Annotated in this window: 18 protein-coding genes; 4 read left to right on the top strand and 14 right to left on the bottom strand. The window is 64.9% G+C overall.

The genetic code is table 11. From position 1 onward, the window contains the following. Positions 1-56: 56 nt before the first annotated feature. Complete coding sequence (hemH, locus tag QO033_RS09395) at positions 57-1,109, top strand: ferrochelatase (RefSeq protein ID WP_284480700.1); 1,053 nt, start codon at positions 57-59, stop codon at positions 1,107-1,109. A gap of 200 nt (positions 1,110-1,309) precedes the next feature. Here the strand turns inward: hemH and QO033_RS09390 are convergent, their stop codons facing one another. Both QO033_RS09390 and QO033_RS09385 read right to left on the bottom strand, forming a co-directional pair. After that, positions 1,310-1,492: a hypothetical protein gene (locus QO033_RS09390; protein ID WP_284480699.1), complete on the bottom strand. Its 183-nt coding sequence runs from the start codon at positions 1,490-1,492 to the stop codon at positions 1,310-1,312. A 141-nt stretch (positions 1,493-1,633) separates the two neighbouring features. Next, positions 1,634-2,245, bottom strand: a complete 612-nt coding sequence (locus QO033_RS09385) for a L,D-transpeptidase (RefSeq protein ID WP_284480698.1) — start codon at positions 2,243-2,245, stop codon at positions 1,634-1,636. Between the two features lie 192 nt (positions 2,246-2,437). Here QO033_RS09385 and dalA point away from each other — a divergent pair, with 192 nt between their 5' ends. Beyond that, positions 2,438-2,953 (top strand): divisome-associated lipoprotein DalA, encoded by a 516-nt coding sequence (gene dalA / locus QO033_RS09380; protein ID WP_284480735.1) that lies wholly within the window; start codon positions 2,438-2,440, stop codon positions 2,951-2,953. A 37-nt stretch (positions 2,954-2,990) separates the two neighbouring features. Here the strand turns inward: dalA and QO033_RS09375 are convergent, their stop codons facing one another. The 9 genes from QO033_RS09375 to hslO form a co-directional block, all read right to left on the bottom strand. Next, complete coding sequence (locus QO033_RS09375; protein ID WP_284480697.1) at positions 2,991-3,491, bottom strand: L,D-transpeptidase family protein; 501 nt, start codon at positions 3,489-3,491, stop codon at positions 2,991-2,993. Between the two features lie 75 nt (positions 3,492-3,566). Continuing rightward, positions 3,567-4,358, bottom strand: a complete 792-nt coding sequence (locus QO033_RS09370) for an ion transporter (RefSeq protein ID WP_284480696.1) — start codon at positions 4,356-4,358, stop codon at positions 3,567-3,569. 16 nt (positions 4,359-4,374) lie between these two features. Then, a complete protein-coding gene (locus QO033_RS09365) occupies positions 4,375-5,607 on the bottom strand; it encodes a class I SAM-dependent RNA methyltransferase (RefSeq protein WP_284480695.1) in 1,233 nt (410 codons plus the stop codon). Then, positions 5,588-6,142: a P-loop NTPase family protein gene (locus tag QO033_RS09360; protein ID WP_284480694.1), complete on the bottom strand. Its 555-nt coding sequence runs from the start codon at positions 6,140-6,142 to the stop codon at positions 5,588-5,590. The genes QO033_RS09365 and QO033_RS09360 overlap by 20 nt, the downstream gene beginning before the upstream one ends. Continuing rightward, a complete protein-coding gene (locus QO033_RS09355; protein ID WP_284480693.1) occupies positions 6,139-7,971 on the bottom strand; it encodes an ABC transporter ATP-binding protein in 1,833 nt (610 codons plus the stop codon). Before QO033_RS09355 ends, QO033_RS09360 begins: the two co-directional genes overlap by 4 nt. Positions 7,972-7,993: 22 nt before the next feature. Beyond that, entirely contained in the window at positions 7,994-9,832 is a 1,839-nt protein-coding gene (locus QO033_RS09350; protein ID WP_284480692.1) for an ABC transporter ATP-binding protein, read from the bottom strand. Between the two features lie 208 nt (positions 9,833-10,040). Further along, positions 10,041-11,201, bottom strand: coding sequence for a CCA tRNA nucleotidyltransferase (locus tag QO033_RS09345; RefSeq protein WP_284480691.1), 1,161 nt, complete (start codon positions 11,199-11,201; stop codon positions 10,041-10,043). Then, complete coding sequence (locus tag QO033_RS09340; protein WP_284480734.1) at positions 11,198-11,806, bottom strand: CoA pyrophosphatase; 609 nt, start codon at positions 11,804-11,806, stop codon at positions 11,198-11,200. The genes QO033_RS09345 and QO033_RS09340 overlap by 4 nt, the downstream gene beginning before the upstream one ends. Then, the gene (hslO, locus tag QO033_RS09335; RefSeq protein WP_284480690.1) at positions 11,799-12,785 is read right to left on the bottom strand and encodes an Hsp33 family molecular chaperone HslO; all 987 of its coding nucleotides are present in this window, start codon (positions 12,783-12,785) and stop codon (positions 11,799-11,801) included. The genes QO033_RS09340 and hslO overlap by 8 nt, the downstream gene beginning before the upstream one ends. Positions 12,786-12,879: 94 nt before the next feature. Here hslO and QO033_RS09330 point away from each other — a divergent pair, with 94 nt between their 5' ends. Beyond that, positions 12,880-13,335, top strand: a complete 456-nt coding sequence (locus QO033_RS09330; RefSeq protein ID WP_284480689.1) for an NUDIX hydrolase — start codon at positions 12,880-12,882, stop codon at positions 13,333-13,335. A gap of 6 nt (positions 13,336-13,341) precedes the next feature. Here the strand turns inward: QO033_RS09330 and QO033_RS09325 are convergent, their stop codons facing one another. Then, complete coding sequence (locus tag QO033_RS09325; RefSeq protein ID WP_284480688.1) at positions 13,342-14,604, bottom strand: PP2C family protein-serine/threonine phosphatase; 1,263 nt, start codon at positions 14,602-14,604, stop codon at positions 13,342-13,344. Positions 14,605-14,811: 207 nt separating this feature from the next. On the opposite strand from QO033_RS09325, the gene QO033_RS09320 reads away from it, so the two are divergent. Next, the gene (locus tag QO033_RS09320; protein WP_284480687.1) at positions 14,812-15,144 is read left to right on the top strand and encodes an Hpt domain-containing protein; all 333 of its coding nucleotides are present in this window, start codon (positions 14,812-14,814) and stop codon (positions 15,142-15,144) included. A gap of 17 nt (positions 15,145-15,161) precedes the next feature. On the opposite strand, the gene ilvA is transcribed toward QO033_RS09320, so the two are convergent. Then, positions 15,162-16,400: a threonine ammonia-lyase IlvA gene (gene ilvA / locus QO033_RS09315; RefSeq protein ID WP_284480686.1), complete on the bottom strand. Its 1,239-nt coding sequence runs from the start codon at positions 16,398-16,400 to the stop codon at positions 15,162-15,164. A 64-nt stretch (positions 16,401-16,464) separates the two neighbouring features. Beyond that, positions 16,465-17,145 (bottom strand): hypothetical protein, encoded by a 681-nt coding sequence (locus tag QO033_RS09310; protein WP_284480685.1) that lies wholly within the window; start codon positions 17,143-17,145, stop codon positions 16,465-16,467. Positions 17,146-17,235 lie beyond the last annotated feature (90 nt).

Raw genomic sequence — 17,235 nt, 5'->3', positions numbered from 1 at the left:
AATCCATCTATCTGCCTGACCCGACCCGTTCGCGACCGACCCAAAGGATCCCAGACATGACCGACGCCGCCCGCCCCGCGCATGCCCCCGCCGATCATCCCAGCCTGCCGGTGCCGAAGACCGGCGTGCTTCTGGCCAACCTCGGCACGCCGGATCACTATTCCTACTGGCCGATGCGGCGTTATCTGTCGGAATTCCTCTCCGACAAACGGGTGATCGATTATCCCGCCTGGAAATGGCAACCGCTGCTGCAGCTGATCATCCTGTCGAAACGGCCGTTTTCCAGCGGTGCGGCCTATAAGTCGATCTGGAACGAGGCGCAGAACGAAAGCCCGCTGATGACGATCACCAAGGCGCAGACCGCCGGTATCGCCGACAGTCTGCGGGCGCAGTTCGGCGATCAGGTGATGGTCGATTTCTGCATGCGCTACGGCAACCCCTCCACCCCCGACAAGGTGCGGAAGATGGTGCAGGCCGGCTGTCAGCGCATCCTGTTCTTCCCGCTCTACCCGCAATACGCCGGGGCAACGACGGCAACGGCGAACGACCAGTTCTTCCGCGCGCTGATGGCCGAGGCCTGGCAACCCGCCAGCCGCACGGTGCCCGCCTATTTCGATCATCCCGCCTATATCGAGGCGCTGGCCCAATCGGTCGAACGCACCTATGCCCGGGCCGAGGTGCGGCCCGATATCCTGGTCTGCTCCTATCACGGCATGCCGGAGCGGTATCTGAAAGAGCTCGGCGATCCCTATCACTGCCAGTGCCAGAAGACGACGCGGTTGCTGAAGGAACGGCTGGGCTGGTCCGACACCGATCTGGTCACCACCTTCCAGTCGAGATTCGGCCCCGAGGAATGGCTCAAACCCTATACGGTCGAGCATGTGGCCGAGCTGGCCCGCCAGGGAAAGAAGAACATCGCGGTGATCGCCCCGGCGTTTTCCGCCGATTGCATCGAGACGCTGGAAGAGATCAACGAGGAGATCAAGGACAGCTTTACCGAGGCCGGGGGCGAGCGGTTCACCTATGTGCCCTGCCTGAACGACGACGCAGCACATATCGCCGCGCTGAGCCAGATCATCGGGGAAAATCTGCGCGGCTGGATCGGCTGATCGCCGCGGCGCCGTCCGGCGCCATCCTTGCCGCCCGCAAAAGAATCACTTTTGATCAGTTGTCCAGTCTGACCAGACCGGTTGCAGACCATCGGCCCGGGGCCTCGGGCCGGCTGAAAGGGGTCGCCCGGAACTCAGCAGCGGACACAAAAAAGGCGGTGGGAAACCCACCGCCTTTTTCAAATTCTTGGAAACAGCGATTAGCTGCTTGCAACAGCCGCGCCGACCAGAACCAGGATCAGCAGGGGCAGCAGGATGCCGCTCGAGGAGCTGGTGGTTTCTTCGACAACCACGGGAGCTTCCACGACGGGCTCGGCCAGGCTACCAGCCGAAGCGGTCGAAGCAGCAGCAGCCAGAGCAGCGGCGAGAACGAGTTTCTTCATGTTAACCTCCAGAGTTTGCGCGGCCGGGATCTTCCGGGTACGCGCACCAAAGACTTTACCTCGTGCGTTTTTCTAAGCAGCTATCCGGCTGAATTGCAAACGCTTGTTGGGCAAACCTCCGCTCTCGGCGCCGTGATGTCGTCAAATAAGCAACACCTGCGTACCGACTTTGGCCAGCCCGAACAGCACCGCGATATGCTCGTTGTAAAGGCCGATACATCCGTTCGACGATCTGCGGCCGATCTTGCGCGTGTCGTGGGTGCCGTGAATCCGATAGTACTTCCATCCCAGATAAAGCGCATGGGTTCCCAGCGGGTTGTCGGGCCCCGGACCGATGTAGTCGGGCCATTCCGGATTGCGCTTCTTCATCGAGGGCGTCGGTGCCCAGCTCGGCCCGACGACCTTCTGCACCACCGAGGTACGGCCGCGACGGGTCATCTCCTCGGACAGCGGCACGCTGGAGGGGAACAGCTTGTAGGTCTGATGATCCTCGCCCCAGAAATGCAGCGCCCGCGACCGGGTGTCGACCAGAATGGCGCCATTGCGCAGCGTGCTGAAGTAAGGCTCCCAATGCAGGCCGCGGAAGCTGGAGATATTGTGGCGGACCGGCGCCTCCGGCTCCGGCGGCGGCCGCAGCGGATCGTATCCGGTCGGATCTGCCGCCTGCGTCGCCAGCGCCGGCGTCCCGATCAGGGCCGCGCCCGCAGCGAGAAACCCCCGGCGAGTCGGTTTCAGGAGAGAGGAATTCGACATAACGCTGTACCCTTTGCTCAAAAATCCTCGACATCGCGCATGATATGGCCTGAAAGCCTCAGTCGCAAATCAAACCACGGCCGCAAATCGCCGTTCACCGGAAGGGGATTTGCCAGTCGCGTGGCGGCGCGCTAATTGCAGGGCGTCAACACTCAAGCAACCAGGTGGATTACCGTGCGCTTTCTTTCGCTTATGTTCGTCGGCCTCATGACTTTGGCTGCCTGTGACTCAGGCTATGACTCGTCAGGCACCGGCACCAGCGCGCATGGGCTGTCCACCACGGTCTATCGCATCCGCAAGGGCGATACCTCGCGCATCCAGTACCGCATGCTCGATTCGGTCAACGCGCTGCGCCAGGCCGCCGGTGCGGTTCCGGTAACGCTGAACGCCCAGCTGACCGCCGCCGCCGCGACCCATTCGCGCGACATGTCGATCCAGAACCGGCCCTGGCACTTCGGCTCTGACGGGTCGTCGCCGATCGACCGGGTCCGGCGCGCCGGTTACGAGGGCGAGATGCTGGGAGAGAACATCTCCGAGACCTATGAGACCGAGCTGGAAACGCTGGCGGCCTGGATGGAACAGGACGGCACCCGCGCGGTCCTGCTGGACAAGGACGCGCAGGATATGGGCTTTGCCTGGTTCCAGGAAAGCAACGGCAAGATCTGGTGGACGCTGGTGATGGGCAGCGGCCGGCCGCCGGTTCTGTAACCGGCGCCCTGCCCGCGCAGCGCCTCCGGGCTGTCGGTCACGCCCGCAGCGTGATCAGCGTCCCGTCGCGCACCATCGCGTAGATTTCTTCGATTTCCGTATCCTGAACGGCGATGCAGCCGGCGGTCCAGTCACGGCCGTTGGGCCGGTAACCGACCGGCTGGCCGTGGATGAAGATATCGCCGCCCGGGCTCTTGCCCATGGCCCGCGCCCGCGCCCGGTCGGTCGAGTTGGGATAGGAAATCCCCAGCGACAGATGGAAATCGCTGTTCGGGTTGCGCCGGTCGATCAGATAGCTGCCCTCGGGCGTGCGGCCATCGCCTTCGATCTGCTTGTGGCCGACCGGGGCGAAGCCCAGGTCGACCTTGTAGTGACGCAGGACATCGTTGTGGTTCAGCAGATAGAGGCTGCGCGCCCCCTTGTTGACCACGACCGAAGTGACCTCCGGCCCGTCATAGCGCAGGAATCGCCCCCGCGTGGCACAGCCCGCAAGGGCCATCGTGGCGATTGCGCCGGTTGTGAAAAGACGCCGTTTCATCTGGTATGTCTCTGCCTGTGAGATCTTGTTTGACTGCTCTGGCAGAAAATACCGCTGCGCACCCGGTCTTGAAAATCACTTTTTGCCGTCGGCCTCAGCGACCGCCGGCAACCGGGCCTCGATCGCCTGCAAACGGGCCAGAACCTCGTCCCGATAGGCATCGGTGCGCAGATTGTCCTCTTCCTGGTGGGCATCCTGCATCGAATTCACGATCAGGCCGACCAGCAGGTTCACCACCGCAAAGGTGGTGACCATGATGAAGGGCACGAAGAAGGCCCAGGCGTGGGGGTGAACCTCCATCACCGGGCGGACAATTCCCATCGACCAGCTTTCCAGCGTCATGATCTGAAACAGCGAATAGGCGCTGAGCCCGAGCGATCCGAACCATTCGGGGAAATCTGAAGCGAAGAGTTTCGTCGCGATCACCGAACCGATGTAGAAGATGATCCCCATCAGCAGGAACACGCTGCCCATCCCCGGCAGCGCGGTGATGAAGCCCTCGACCACCCGACGCAGCCGCGGCGCCACCGAGATCACCCGCAGCACCCTGAGCACCCGCAGCGCGCGCAGCACCGACAGCCCCTGGGCACCGGGCACCAGCGAAATGCCGACGATGAAGAAATCGAACAGGTTCCAGCCCTGGGTGAAGAACCGCCAGCCATGGGCGCCGATCTTCAGCGCGATCTCGATCACGAAGATCGCCAGGCAGATCATGTCGAGAAAGACGATGAGCGTGCCGGCCCGTTCCATCAGGCTGGAGGAGGTCTCCATCCCCAGAAGCACCGCGTTGATCATGATCACACCGGTGATGAAACGGCCAAAGGCCGGCCGATCCAGAAAACGCTCCAGATGCGCCCTAAGACTCATGCAAAAACTCCCTGACTTACCCGTGATCTGTATCCGCAAGCGTGAAGCCTGCGGCAAGCTCCACATGGGGAGACCAGCGGAACTGATCCACCACCTGCACCCAATTCAGGCGATATCCCGCCGCGATCAGCCGGGCGGCATCACGCGCGAAACTCACCGGGTTGCACGAGACATAGGCGATCACCGGCAGCTGCGCCTGCGCCAGTTCCTCCACCTGCGCCTCGGCGCCCGCGCGCGGCGGATCCAGCACGGCTGCATCGAAGCGGGCCAGCTCATCCGGCATCAGCGGCCGGCGGAACAGGTCGCGCGCCTCGGACGTCACCCGTTTCAGTCCCTGCGCCCGCCGCCAGCCGGTATCCAGCGCCTCGGTCATCTCGCGCGCGCCTTCGACCGCATGCACCTCTGCCCGCTCTGCCAGCGGCAGCGAAAACGTGCCGCAGCCGGCGAACAGATCGACCACCCGGCGGGCCTCGCCGACGATCTCCCGCGCGGCAGACAAGAGCGCCGCCTCGCCGTCCTCCGTCGCCTGCAGGAAGGCACCCGGCGGCGGCACCACCTGCGCCGCACCAAAGCGTTGCACTGGCGGATGGCGCATGGCGATCACCTCGCCCTCCCAGGTCAGCCGCGCCAGCCCCTGCGCCTCGGTCAGCTGCGCCAGCGCAAGCTGCAGCGGGCCATCGAGCGGTTTGCCCCCCGTCACCGCGATGTCCAGCCCGGCGGCGGAAACCGTTGCCGTCACCGCCAGCGCGCCCTTGCGGCTGGCGCCTTCCAGCGCCAGCGCCTCGGCCACCGGCAGCGCCGCCATCAGTTCGGGGCGCAGCAACTGGCAATCGGGAATTTCGACGATGGTGCCGGAAGCGCGGCCGTGAAAGCCGACCAGCGCCCCCTTCTTGGTCCGCCGGGCGGCGAAGGTGGCGCGCCGGCGCGACCGGGGCGGAGATGTTTCGATCGGCCGAAACGCGGCGTCGATCCCCTGCGCGGCCAACGCCTTGCGCACCACATCCACCTTCCAGCCGGCAACGAAATCGTCGCTGGCATGCTGAAGCGCGCAGCCGCCGCAGGATTTGGCGTGGCGACAAGGCGGCTTCACCCGCGTCTCCGACGGCGTCACGATCTTCGGTGCGGCCATCATCCCGCCCGAGATCTCGCCTTCCACCACCTCACCGGGGAGGGTTCCGGGCACGAAAACAGGGCCCGGCGCGATGCCGTCCCCCTGATGCCCCAGCCGTTCAATCGTGACCTGTTCCATATCGCGCCTTCTGCCCCGATTTGCGCCCCGCGTCGAGTGTCGAGAGAAACCGCCGCACCGCGCCAGGTCCGGTCAGGTGATGCACCGCGACCCCCGGCCCCGCCTGGCCGATCAGCGCCCGGTTCTCCGCCGCCGCCGTCTGCCGGGTGTCCCAGATCCAGCGCCAGAAGTCGGCATCTAAGCGTTCGGGGCAATCGGCGGGCAGATCCGGGCGGGTCCGGCCGTAATGGCGCAGCGTCCGCCGCAGCACCCGCCAGGCCCGCAGCCAGAGCGGCAGGTCGAGCACGATCAGCGTGTCGGCGCGGAACAGGCGGTGACCGTAAGTCTCCGACAAGCCCCCTTCGAAAATCCACTCCGGCCCGCCTTCTATCGCCAACGCCATCTCGACCCGCTCAGCGCGCGGGCGTTCGACCCAGCCGGGTTGCCAGTGGATATGGTCCACGTGGGTGACGGGCAGGCCAGTCCGCGCGCCTAGGTCACGGGCGAGCGTGGACTTGCCCGATCCGGGCTGGCCCACGATCATCACCCGTTTCATTCCGCCGCCTCGGCCCCCAGGAACCCGCCCGATTGCCGTGCCCAGAACCCGGCATAGAGCCCGTCCCGCGCCAGGAGTTCCTCATGCGTGCCGGCTTCGGCGATGCGGCCCTGATCCAGTACGATGATCCGGTCCATTTCCGACAGGGTCGACAGCCGGTGGGCGATGGCCAGCACGGTCTTGCCCTGCATCACCCGCTCCAGCGCCACCTGGATCGCGGCTTCCACCTCGGAATCCAGCGCCGAGGTCGCCTCGTCCAGCACCAGGATCGGCGCGTCCTTGAGGATCGCACGGGCCAGCGCGATCCGCTGCCGCTGCCCACCCGACAGCTTCACGCCGCGTTCGCCCAGATGCGCCTGATACCCCTCGCGCCCCATATGGTCGCGCAGCGTGAGGATGAAGTCATGCGCCTCCGCCTGCTCGGCGGCGCGCTGCACCTCTTCATCCGTCGCATCGGGCCGGCCATAGCGGATGTTGTCCATGGCAGAGCGGTTGAACATCGCGGTTTCCTGCGTGACCATGCCGATCTGGCGCCGCAGGCTTTCCTGCGTCACCCCCTCGATCGGCTGACCATCGATCCGGATCTGGCCCTTTTCCGGTTGATAGAGCCTGAGCAACAGCGACACGAGCGTCGATTTTCCCGCCCCCGATGCGCCGACGATGCCCAGTTTTTCTCCCGCACCGATGGTCAGCCCGATCCCGGAAATACCGCCGGTTTCGCGGCCATAGGCAAAGCTGACGTTGTCGAATTCGATCTGCCCGTCCGGCACCTGCAGGGCGCGGGCGCCGGGGGCATCCGCCAGACGCACCCGCGGCGTCAGCGTCCGCATGCCGTCCTCGACCTCGCCCACGTCGGAATAGATGCCCATCAGCGCGAAGCTGACCCAGCCGGTCATCTGCGACAGCCGGATCGCCACCGCGCCGGCGGCGACGATGTTGCCCTCGGTCGCCAGCCCCTGCTGCCACATCAGCAGGGTGGTGCCGATCAACAGAACCGGCAGCAGCCCGGCCAGGCACATCAGCCAAAAGCGGAACAGCGCGGCGAGACGGCCAAAGCCCAGGGCACGATCGCGGAACCCCTGAAGCGCCCCCAGCGCCGCGCGATCCTCATGCTCCGCATGGGCGAAGAGTTTCACCGTCTTGATATTGGTGATGGTGTCGACGATCTGACCCGAGACCACCGCGCGTGCGCCCGCCCGACCCGCCGCGCGTTCGCGCACCCGGGGCAGGAACCAGCGCACCGTCAGCAGATAGGCGGCGAACCAGAACAGGAATACCAGCGTCACATGCCAACTGATCGCCGTCATCAGCACCAGCGAACCGACGATGGAGGCCAGCGCGAAGGCCACCACGTTGATCGATTCCACCGCCACGTTGGTGACGGCGCCCGCCGCCTGCATCTGTTTCTGGGCGATCCGACCGGCGAAATCGTCGTCGAAGAACTGCACCGACTGGCCCAGCGTCCAGCGATGCAGCCGCGCCAGCACCATCGGGTTGACGTTTGGCCCGACGGCGATGGAATTCGCCGCCGAACCGAGGCCGAAGAGGATCGGCCGAATGATCAGGAAAAACCCCACCGCCGCTCCGAGCTTGAGCAGATTGGCGGGATCGAAGAGGTTTTCCGGCCCGCTGCTCACCGCGGTATCCACCACCAGCCCGAGGATATAGGCGGTTCCGGCCTCCAGCCCACCGGCCAGGGAGGAGACCACGGTGGCGAAGATCAGCACCGGCCAGGCGCCCTTCAGACACCAGAAGATGAAGGCCATCAGGGTCTGCGGCGGCGGCCCGTCGGCGGGGCGAAAGGGATCGATCCAGTTTCCGATTTTCATGATCCGACCCCTTTCACCCTGCTCAATCCTCTGCTTCCGGGTTCAGGAACCCGCCCGACTGCCGCGCCCAGAACTGAGCGTAGAGCCCACCGCGCGCCAGCAGATCGGCATGCGGCCCATCCTCGACGATACGGCCCTGATCCATCACCAGAATGCGGTCCATCTCAGCAATGGTAGAAAGCCTGTGGGCGATGGCAATGACGGTCTTGCCCTGCATCATGCCATAGAGCGTTTCCTGAATCGCCGCCTCGACCTCGGAATCCAGCGCCGAGGTCGCCTCGTCCAGAAGCAGGATCGGCGCATCCTTCAGGATCACGCGGGCCAGCGTCACCCGCTGTCGCTGACCGCCCGACAGTTTGACCCCGCGTTCGCCGACATGGGCGTCATAGCCGCGCCGGCCCTGCGGATCCTCCAGCCCGAGGATAAAGTCATGCGCCTCCGCCTGTTTCGCGGCGGCGATCACCTCTGCCTCGGTCGCATCGGGGCGACCGTAAAGGATATTGTCGCGCACCGAACGGTGCAGCAGCGCGCTGTCCTGCTGCACCATGCCGATATGGCCGCGCAGGCTGTCCTGGGTAACATGGGCGATATCCTGCCCGTCGATCAGGATGCGGCCGGTTTCGGCGTCGTAGAACCTGAGCAGCAGCTTAACCAGAGACGATTTGCCCGCCCCGGAGCGACCGATCAAACCGATCTTTTCGCCCGGACGGATGGTCAGGTCGATATGATCCAGCCCGCCGGCGGCCCGGCCGTAGTGATGCGACAGGTCCTGGATCTCGATCCGGCCCTCGGTCAGCTTCAGGTCGGACGCATCCGGCGCATCCACCAGGTCGATGGGCTGGGCAATGGTCTCCATCCCCTCGGCCACCACGCCAAGCTGGCGGAAGAAGGTGGTCAGCGCCCACATGATCCAGCCGGTCATCGCGTTCAGCCGCAGGGTCAGCGCGGTGGCCGCGGCGACCACGCCGACGCTGGCCTCGCCCATCATCCACAGCCAGAAGGCCCAGCCGACCACGCCGATGATCAGCAGCCCGTTCAGGGTGACCAGCGCCGCGTCCATGGTGGTGAAGATCCGCATTTCGGCCTGAAAGGTCCGGCGCGATTCCTCGATCGCCTCCTTCGCATAGGTCAGTTCGAGATCGTGATGCGCGAACATCTTCACCGAATGGATGTTGGAATAGCTGTCGACCACCCGCCCGGTAATGGCGGACCGCGCGTCGGACGCCGCCTTGGAGGCCGGCTCCACCCGCGTGATGGTCCAGCGCACCAGCAGGCCATAGAGCACCAGCCAGCCCAGCAGCGGCAGCAGCAGACGCGGATCCGCCGCCATCAGCAGCACGCCGGCACCGATGAAATAGGCCAGCGAGAAGGAGATCGCGTCGAAGACCTGAAAGATCACCTCTCCCGCCGCCGGCGGCGTCTGCATGATCCGGTTGGCGATCCGGCCGGCGAAGTCGTTTTCGAACCAGCCCACCGACTGGCGCAGCACATGCTTATGCGCCCGCCAACGGATCAGCGTGCCGAAGTTCGGCAGGATCGCGTTGTTCAGAAGCAACACGTCCACCAGTTGGATCGCCGGCCGCAACAGCAGGATGAAGACCGCCACCGCGATCAGCTCGGTGCCGTGATCGGCCCAGACCTGCGCCGGGGAGCCCCCCAGCAGGTCGACCACACGGCCCATGTAATGGATCAGCCAGACCTCGATCCCGGCAACGATGACCGAAAGGATCGCGGTCCAGAAGAAGACCCGGCGAAACGGCCGCGCATAGACGCCCAGAAACGGCCACACGCGGGTGGGCGGGCGATCATCCTGCGAATAGGCGCAATAGGGATCGATGAGATTTTCGAAGAAACGAAACATGTCGGAGTGCTCCGGAAGGGGGCAAAAAAGATGCAGATACACGAAGGGCGGTGCCGATCACCGCGCACACGGGGGCCGGTGACTCAGCTGAGGCTGTTCCAGATCCCGTGATACATGTGCATCTCTCCAACAAGGTTGTGGAGGCTGCGTAGCGAATCGAATGGGGTTTGTCACCCCATTACATGTTCACAGCATGGATTGCGTCGCGTCACCTGTCGCCGGAAAGCAACGCCTCGCGGTCCAGTGCAAAGCCCGAGGCGATCCATGCAGTTTCAAGCTCCGCCAGGCGCGCCCCCAGCGCCGCCCCCTTGTAGGCGGGCATCAGATCGCCGGCGGTCAACGGGAACCGCGCCGCCGCACCCTGCTCCAGCGCCGCGCTGGCGCCCTCGGGCCAGGGCTGTTCACCCCAGGCACAGCGCAGCAGCAGCGCATCGCCGGCCGCCGGCTGCTTCAGCCGATAGCCGAGCTCGGCCGGAGAGGTCATCTGCGCCGCCGCCTCACGCATCTGATCGAAGCGCCGGGCTCTGGCCCGGCTCATCCGCAGACGCGCAGGCACATCGATGCCACCCAGGGCCGCCAGGCGCCGAAGCCCGTCCGGCGCGGCACCGATGGTCTGTTCCAGATGCACCAGAGGCGCCAGCGCCCGGTCATCCGCCCCCGGCAGCAACTGACCCAATGCCCCGGTAGAGCGCATCGCCGCCACCGACGGCGCCGGGTCGGGCGCGGCCAGCAGCCGCAAGAGCTCTGCCCCGACCCGTTCACGCGACAGGGTCGACAGCCCGTCGAGATTTTCCGCAATCGCCGAAAGCGCCTCGGGGTCGAAACCTTCGGCATCGTCGCCATACCAGGCGTGAAACCGGAAATACCGCAGGCTGCGCAGGTAATCCTCGCGAATCCGGTCGCGCGGCTCGCCGATGAACCGGACCCGCCGGGCGTAGAGATCGGGCAAACCGCCCAGCGGATCGATCACGGTACCGTCGGACCGGGCATAGATCGCGTTCATGGTGAAATCGCGCCGCGCCGCATCTTCCTCGATCCGCTCAGCGAAGGCGACGACGGCGCGCCGCCCGTCGGTGGAGACATCCCGGCGAAAGGTGGTGACCTCATGCGGGACACCGTGTTCGACCAGCGTGACGGTGCCATGATCGATCCCCGTCGGCACCGCCTTGATCCCCGCCGCCTCGGCCAGGGCGATCACCCGTTCCGGCCGCGCGTCGGTGGAGATATCGATGTCGCTGACCGGCACCCCCATCAGCGCGTTGCGCACACAGCCCCCGACGAAGAGCGCCTGCGCCCCCCCGGCCTCCAGCGCGGCGCAGACCGCCTGGGTGCCCGGATCGGTCAGCCAGTCTTCGGTGATCCGCGTCATGCCTGCATCCGCGCGGCCAGCTCCCGCAGCATCCGCGCCGTGGCCCCCCAGATGTAATAGGGTCCATAGGGCACGGTCAGGTAATGCCGCCGCAAACCGCGCCAGATCCGCGATTCCAGCAGGTAATTCGACGGCTGCATCAGATGCGCCAGTGGCACATCGAAGACCTCGGCCACCTCGTTGGGATCGGCGACCGGATCGAAGCCCTGTTCCAGCACCGCCAGAACCGGCGTCACCTGGAACCCGGTCACCGTCTCATGCGGCGGCAGGGTGCCCAGGACCCGCGGCAGATCGCGCGGCAGGCCGATCTCCTCTTCCGCCTCGCGCAGGGCGGTCGCCACCGCGTCGGCATCGCTTTCCTCGGTCTTGCCGCCGGGAAAGGCGATCTGGCCGGGGTGGTTCTTCAACGCCGAGGAGCGCTTGGTCAGGATCACCCGCGGCGCCGCGCCGATCAGGCTGACCGTCACCAGAACCCCGGCCGGGCGCAGCTTGCGCGGTTCTTTCAGGCGAAATTCCGGGTTCAGGTCGAAATCCGAACTGCCCTGCCCCGGCCGCGCCAGGGCGCCGGTCAGATGCGGCAGCGGATCGCGGATCAGATCATCCATCATCCTGTTGCTCCGCCTCGAACCCGAGGGTGGCGGGGTCGAGTTCGTAATGCGCGCCGCAGAACTGGCAATCGGCGGTCACGATGCCCTCTTCCGTGGTCATGGTCCGGATGTCCTTGGCCGAATAGATCGACAGGCTCTGGCGGACCCGGTCCTCCGAACAGGTGCAGCCGAAGCGCACCGGCTGGGCGTCGAAGACGCGCGGCTGTTCTTCGTGAAACAGCCGCACCAGAAGCTCGGTCGGCGACACCCGGGGCCCGATCAGCTCCAGCACATCGGCGGAATCGAGCAGGATGTTCACCCGGTTCCAGTCGTCGCTGTCCTCGTCCCGCAGCAGATCGCGCGGCCGCAGGATTTCACCGTGGCCCTCGCCCTGCGCCATCAGCGGCGAGGCTTCCGGCATGTGCTGGATCATCACGCCACCGGCGCGCCAGTGCTCGGTGCCGCCGGCTTCGGTGGATTTGCCGAAGCTCAGCTTGAAGGTGGTCGGCAGCTGTTCCGACTGGGCGAAATAGGCCTCGGCGCATTCGGCCAGAGAGCTGCCGTCCAGCGGCGTGATCCCCTGGTAGGGCGCCATGCCCTGGCCCTGGTCGATCAGGATCGCGAAATAGCCCGATCCGACCTGTTCGAAGGGCACCCGCCCCTGCAGCCGGTCGGCGTCAAAGCTGGCATAGGCCCGGATCTTGGCCGGGGCGCCCTCTTCCTGCGGGGCATAGTAATCGGTGGCGATCATCCGCACCGGCCCCTTGGACTGCACCTGGAGCGACAATTTCCAGCGCAGCTTGATGGTCTGGCCGATCAGCGCCGTCAACAGCGCCATTTCTGCCACCAGCGCCTCGACCTGCGGCGGGTAATCATGTTGTTTCAGAATGCCATCCAGCACCCCGTCCAGCCGGGCGACACGCCCGCGCATGTCCGAGACGTCAAGCTGGAAAGGCAGGACGGTATCGTCCCACGCGAGTTTCGATGCGATGGCCATGGGGTTTCCTTATGCGCCGGCGGTTGGCATATGCTGCGCATATATAGTCGTCTGCGCCTGCGATGAAAGGGGCCGTTATGAAAGGGGATCCGCGATGATCAGACGGTTCGGAGACAGCCCGCGGCCCGATCGCCGCTATCGCCGGCGGGTCGGGGCCTATGCGCTGCTGCCGCGGGACGGGTTTCTGCTGTTGACCGAACAGGCGGATCCGGGGCCGGATCTGCAATTGCCCGGCGGCGGCATCGACCCCGGCGAATCCCCGATCGCGGCGCTTCACCGCGAGGTCTACGAGGAAACCGGCTGGACCATCGCACCGCCGAAACGCGCCGGCGCCTTCCGCCGCTTTGCCTATATGCCGGAATACGATCTCTGGGCCGAGAAGATCTGCCTGATCTACATCGCCCGGCCGATCCGTCCGATGGGGCCACCGACGGAGCCCGGTCACCGGGCACTGTGGATGGCGGCGGAAGAGGCCGCCCTGCGGCTGGGCAATGCCGGCGACCGCCATTTCGCCAGCCGCCTGGCGACGGGCTTGCTGCAGGCCCGGTAAACCCGGTCAAAGCCCGTTATATTCGAAGAGCGTGGCGGAGACGTCGTCTTCCATGCCGCCGTTCGGCGCCATGATCTGACGCAGCCTCCAGAACAGATCCTCAAGAAACTCCTGCCCGGACTGCCCCGGTTCACTGCTCTGAACCAGTTGCAGCAGGCCTTCCTCCTGCAACATGCCACCGTTCGACAGCAGGCATTCGGTGAAACCGTCCGAATAGATCAGCAGCTTGTCCCCGGGGGTCATCTGAACCTCGAACTGATCGTATTCGATCCCCGGCAGGAGCCCGACCGGCACACCGCCGTGCCCGAGAAACTCCGCCGAGCCATCGCGGCGCAGAAGCAGCGGATGCGGATGCCCGGCTTGCACCATCTGAACCCGCCCGGTTTTCAGATCGGCGGTGCCATAGACCATGGTGAAATATTCCTCCACCCCGGTATCGGCGGTCACCCGTTCGTTCATGATATTGGCGACCATCTTCGGCGGGCGCAGAGCGTAGAAGCTTTCGTGGCGCTTCTCCATCGCGACGTTCTGGTCGAAATAGGTGCTTGAGAGATAGCCGCCGAGCTTTGCGGTCATCATCGCCGAGGTGATGCCATGCCCCGAGACATCGATACCGTAGAACCCCACCTGCCCCTCGAACGGAGAGAACATTCCGACCAGATCGCCGCCGATATGGCCGCAGGGTTTCAGCAGCAGGCTGACGCGCGAGGCGCCGAAATCCCGGGTCAGCTCCGGCACCAGGGATTCCTGGATCTTGCGGGCCTGGATCAGGTCCTTGTCGATCGCGTCATGCGCCTTGCGCAGCTGATCGAGGGTTTCGGTGATGACCTTGTTCTTCTTCGACAGTTCGCGCTGCATGCTGAGAATACGCGCGCCGGCCGAAATCCGCGCCCGCAGCTCGTGCGAATTAACCGGTTTGGTCAGGAAGTCATCCGCCCCGGCATCAAGCCCCTTTGCGATATCGTTCTTGTCGCTCTTCGAGGTCAGCAGGATGAAGTAACCATAACCGTCCGTGGGCATCTGCCGAAAGGCACGGCAGAAATCCAGCCCGCTCATCCCGGACATCATCCAGTCGCTCAGGATCAGATCGGGCGGATCGGTACGGCAGATCTCCATCGCCTGCTCACCGCTCTCGGCCTCGATCACCTCGGCAAAGCCCCACTTCTTCAGAGAGCTCAGCAGGATGTGGCGCTGAAGGCGGCTGTCGTCCACCACCAAAACGCGACGGATGGCAGCAAAAGCCGGATGGATATCAATGCTCACCGTCATGCTCTGATGCGCCGCCTTCCCATCGACATGCTACTGGAAATCGCCCGCCCCGGCAGGTTCCGATTACTATTCCCATAAGCTCTTAACATGGTATGAAACAGCGAAGCCTTGCCGGCCAGAGGAAATCGCACCCGGCTTAACCCGGTGTTTACTGCCACGACCCTAATCTCTTTCCCGGGTTTAGGGCGACTGAAGAGTGGGTTTATCATGATTCTATGGTCACGCGTGAACGAGCTGCGCGATGAAGTCGGGTCGGAAGACTTCCAGGAGGTCATCGACCTGTTTCTGGAGGAAGTCGAAGGCGTGATCGCCCGCCTGCGCGAAGACGGCGACCGCAGCCAGCTGGAACAGGACCTGCATTTCCTGAAAGGCAGCGCGTTGAATCTCGGGTTCGCCACCTTCTCCGACCTCTGCCAGGATGGCGAGCGGATGGCCGCCAGCGGCAATGCCGATGACGTCGATCTCTCTGCGGTGGTGGCGGGATATGAACAGTCCAAGGCAGCTTTCTTCGAAGGTCTGAGCACGCATCTCGCGGCCTGAACCGCGCGTCCCCCGGCTCAGATCACGAACTGGGCCAGGGTCTCGTCGGTGGTGATATCGGTATAAGTATAGCCCCCCGCATCCAGCCGGTCGAACAGCTGGCTGAAATTTTCCGGCCGTTGGGTTTCGATCCCGATCAGGACAGAGCCGAAGTTCCGCGCCGATTTCTTCATGTATTCGAACCGGCTGATGTCGTCCTCTGGGCCCAGAATCTCAAGGAAATCCTTCAGCGCGCCAGGCCGCTGCGGCAGCCTGAGGATGAAGTATTTCTTCACCCCGGCATAGCGCTGCGCGCGTTCCTTGACCTCGGGCAGACGCTCGAAGTCGAAATTCCCGCCCGAGGTGATGCAGACCACCGTCTTGCCACGGATCCGGTCCGCCACATCGACCAGCGCATCGACTGCCAGCGCCCCCGCCGGCTCCAGCACGATGCCTTCGAGGTTGAGCATCTCCACCATGGTGGTGCAGATGCGATCCTCCGGCGCTGACAGCACATCGGCGGGATCGACATCGCTCAATCTGGAAAACGGAAGCGCACCGATCCGTGCCACCGCGGCACCGTCGACGAACGTATCCACCCGGTCCAGCGTCACCGGCTCTCCGGCGGCCAGTGCCGCGGCCAGGCTGCGCCCGCCCGCCGGCTCGACAAAGGAATAACGGCAGCGCGGCCCGAAAAAGCCCCGCACCCCCGACGACAGACCGCCGCCGCCCACCGGCAGGATGATATGATCCGGCGTCCGGCCCAGCTGAACCGCGATCTCGGCGGCAACGCTGGCCTGACCTTCGATCACATCGGCATCGTCGAAGGGTGCCAGAAAATACCCGTTCTCGGCGACACAGAACCGCTGCGCTTCGGCCAGGGTATCGTCGAAGTAATCGCCGATCAGCTTTATATCGACGGCATCGCCGCCGAACACCTTGGTCTTCTGGATCTTCTGCTGCGGCGTGGTGACCGGCATGAAGATCACGCCCCTGACGCCGAAATGCTGGCACATATAGGCCACACCCTGGGCGTGGTTACCGGCAGAGGCGCAGACGAACAGCGATTGCTCCGGCGCTTCCTCCAGCACCTTGCGCATGGCATTGAAGGCCCCGCGCAGCTTGTAGCTGCGCACCGGGCTCAGATCCTCGCGCTTCAGCCAGATGTCGGCCTCGTATTTCTCCGACAGATGGGCATTGCGCAGCAACGGGGTTTCGGGAAAGACCTCGCGCATCGCGCGCTCGGCAATCCGCGCCATATCCTGAAAACTGGTCATTCCATTTCCCTGCCGCAACGGCGGGGCCAAGGCAAGAACTACATCAACATAGCCGCCCTGCCCGTCAGTCCAGTGCGCGGCCCTCGACAAAGACCCCGAACAGCGTCGTCATCGCGCTGAGCCACAGAAGCGTGAAAAACCACTGCACCACGATCAGACCGGCAAACGCCACAATCATCGGCGCCCCGCCCAGAACCAGCAGCACGGGCGCGCCCACCAGGGCTGAGACCAGAATGATCAGCAGCGCCAGCCCCAGCACCCCGAACGAGATCGGCCGCGTCGCCTGCCAGGCCTCCGCCACCGACAGCCGGCGCCCGACGGCCGCCGCCGGCAACAGCACCGACAGCCGCATCATCACCCAGATCGCGACCAGAACCATCACGATCACCGGCACCGCGATCACCCGTTCCGCCCCGCTGAGCGCCATTCCCAGGGCGAACACCGCCAGAAAGGGCAGCACGATGATCAGCATCAGCAACAGCGTCTTGCCGAAATAGGCGATCATCTCGCCGCCGCGGAATTCCGGCACCAGCCCCTCCGGGTATTGCGCCAGCAGAACATAGCGATGCCAGGCCACCGCCACCCAGAGCGAGGCAATCAGGTTGAGAATATCCAAGAGGATCTCCAGCCCTCGGGGCAGGCCCGCTGCCCCGCCCGACAGGACGAAGGCGATCCCCTGTGCCAGGAACATCGCCAGCAGGGGCGCGGAAATCCGCAGCGTGACCCCGATGTCGCTGAAGATCATTTTGAATGCGTGACGGAAAATCGCAATAACCATGGTCTCTCTCAGTATCGCTATGGTTGTAGCGCATAGAACGCCGCACCGGGGTGGTCA

The sequence above is a fragment of the Pseudodonghicola flavimaris genome, from assembly GCF_030164425.1.
Taxonomy (GTDB): domain Bacteria; phylum Pseudomonadota; class Alphaproteobacteria; order Rhodobacterales; family Rhodobacteraceae; genus Pseudodonghicola; species Pseudodonghicola flavimaris.
This window is presented reverse-complemented; position numbering and strand designations above follow the sequence as displayed.

What these genes read in the sequence shown, in the direction of transcription:
- QO033_RS09370 (WP_284480696.1), bottom strand. Translation starts at nt 4,358, where the DNA reads ATGAGTCTTAGGGCGCATCTGGAGCGTTTTCTGGATCGGCCGGCCTTT.
- QO033_RS09385 (WP_284480698.1), bottom strand. Translation starts at nt 2,245, where the DNA reads ATGTCGAATTCCTCTCTCCTGAAACCGACTCGCCGGGGGTTTCTCGCT.
- QO033_RS09320 (WP_284480687.1), top strand. Translation starts at nt 14,812, where the DNA reads ATGATTCTATGGTCACGCGTGAACGAGCTGCGCGATGAAGTCGGGTCG.
- QO033_RS09390 (WP_284480699.1), bottom strand. Translation starts at nt 1,492, where the DNA reads ATGAAGAAACTCGTTCTCGCCGCTGCTCTGGCTGCTGCTGCTTCGACC.
- QO033_RS09345 (WP_284480691.1), bottom strand. Translation starts at nt 11,201, where the DNA reads ATGACGCGGATCACCGAAGACTGGCTGACCGATCCGGGCACCCAGGCG.
- QO033_RS09365 (WP_284480695.1), bottom strand. Translation starts at nt 5,607, where the DNA reads ATGGAACAGGTCACGATTGAACGGCTGGGGCATCAGGGGGACGGCATC.
- hemH (WP_284480700.1), top strand. Translation starts at nt 57, where the DNA reads ATGACCGACGCCGCCCGCCCCGCGCATGCCCCCGCCGATCATCCCAGC.
- dalA (WP_284480735.1), top strand. Translation starts at nt 2,438, where the DNA reads ATGTTCGTCGGCCTCATGACTTTGGCTGCCTGTGACTCAGGCTATGAC.
- QO033_RS09330 (WP_284480689.1), top strand. Translation starts at nt 12,880, where the DNA reads ATGATCAGACGGTTCGGAGACAGCCCGCGGCCCGATCGCCGCTATCGC.
- QO033_RS09325 (WP_284480688.1), bottom strand. Translation starts at nt 14,604, where the DNA reads ATGACGGTGAGCATTGATATCCATCCGGCTTTTGCTGCCATCCGTCGC.
- QO033_RS09375 (WP_284480697.1), bottom strand. Translation starts at nt 3,491, where the DNA reads ATGAAACGGCGTCTTTTCACAACCGGCGCAATCGCCACGATGGCCCTT.
- QO033_RS09350 (WP_284480692.1), bottom strand. Translation starts at nt 9,832, where the DNA reads ATGTTTCGTTTCTTCGAAAATCTCATCGATCCCTATTGCGCCTATTCG.
- QO033_RS09340 (WP_284480734.1), bottom strand. Translation starts at nt 11,806, where the DNA reads ATGGATGATCTGATCCGCGATCCGCTGCCGCATCTGACCGGCGCCCTG.
- QO033_RS09355 (WP_284480693.1), bottom strand. Translation starts at nt 7,971, where the DNA reads ATGAAAATCGGAAACTGGATCGATCCCTTTCGCCCCGCCGACGGGCCG.
- hslO (WP_284480690.1), bottom strand. Translation starts at nt 12,785, where the DNA reads ATGGCCATCGCATCGAAACTCGCGTGGGACGATACCGTCCTGCCTTTC.
- QO033_RS09310 (WP_284480685.1), bottom strand. Translation starts at nt 17,145, where the DNA reads ATGATCTTCAGCGACATCGGGGTCACGCTGCGGATTTCCGCGCCCCTG.
- ilvA (WP_284480686.1), bottom strand. Translation starts at nt 16,400, where the DNA reads ATGACCAGTTTTCAGGATATGGCGCGGATTGCCGAGCGCGCGATGCGC.
- QO033_RS09360 (WP_284480694.1), bottom strand. Translation starts at nt 6,142, where the DNA reads ATGAAACGGGTGATGATCGTGGGCCAGCCCGGATCGGGCAAGTCCACG.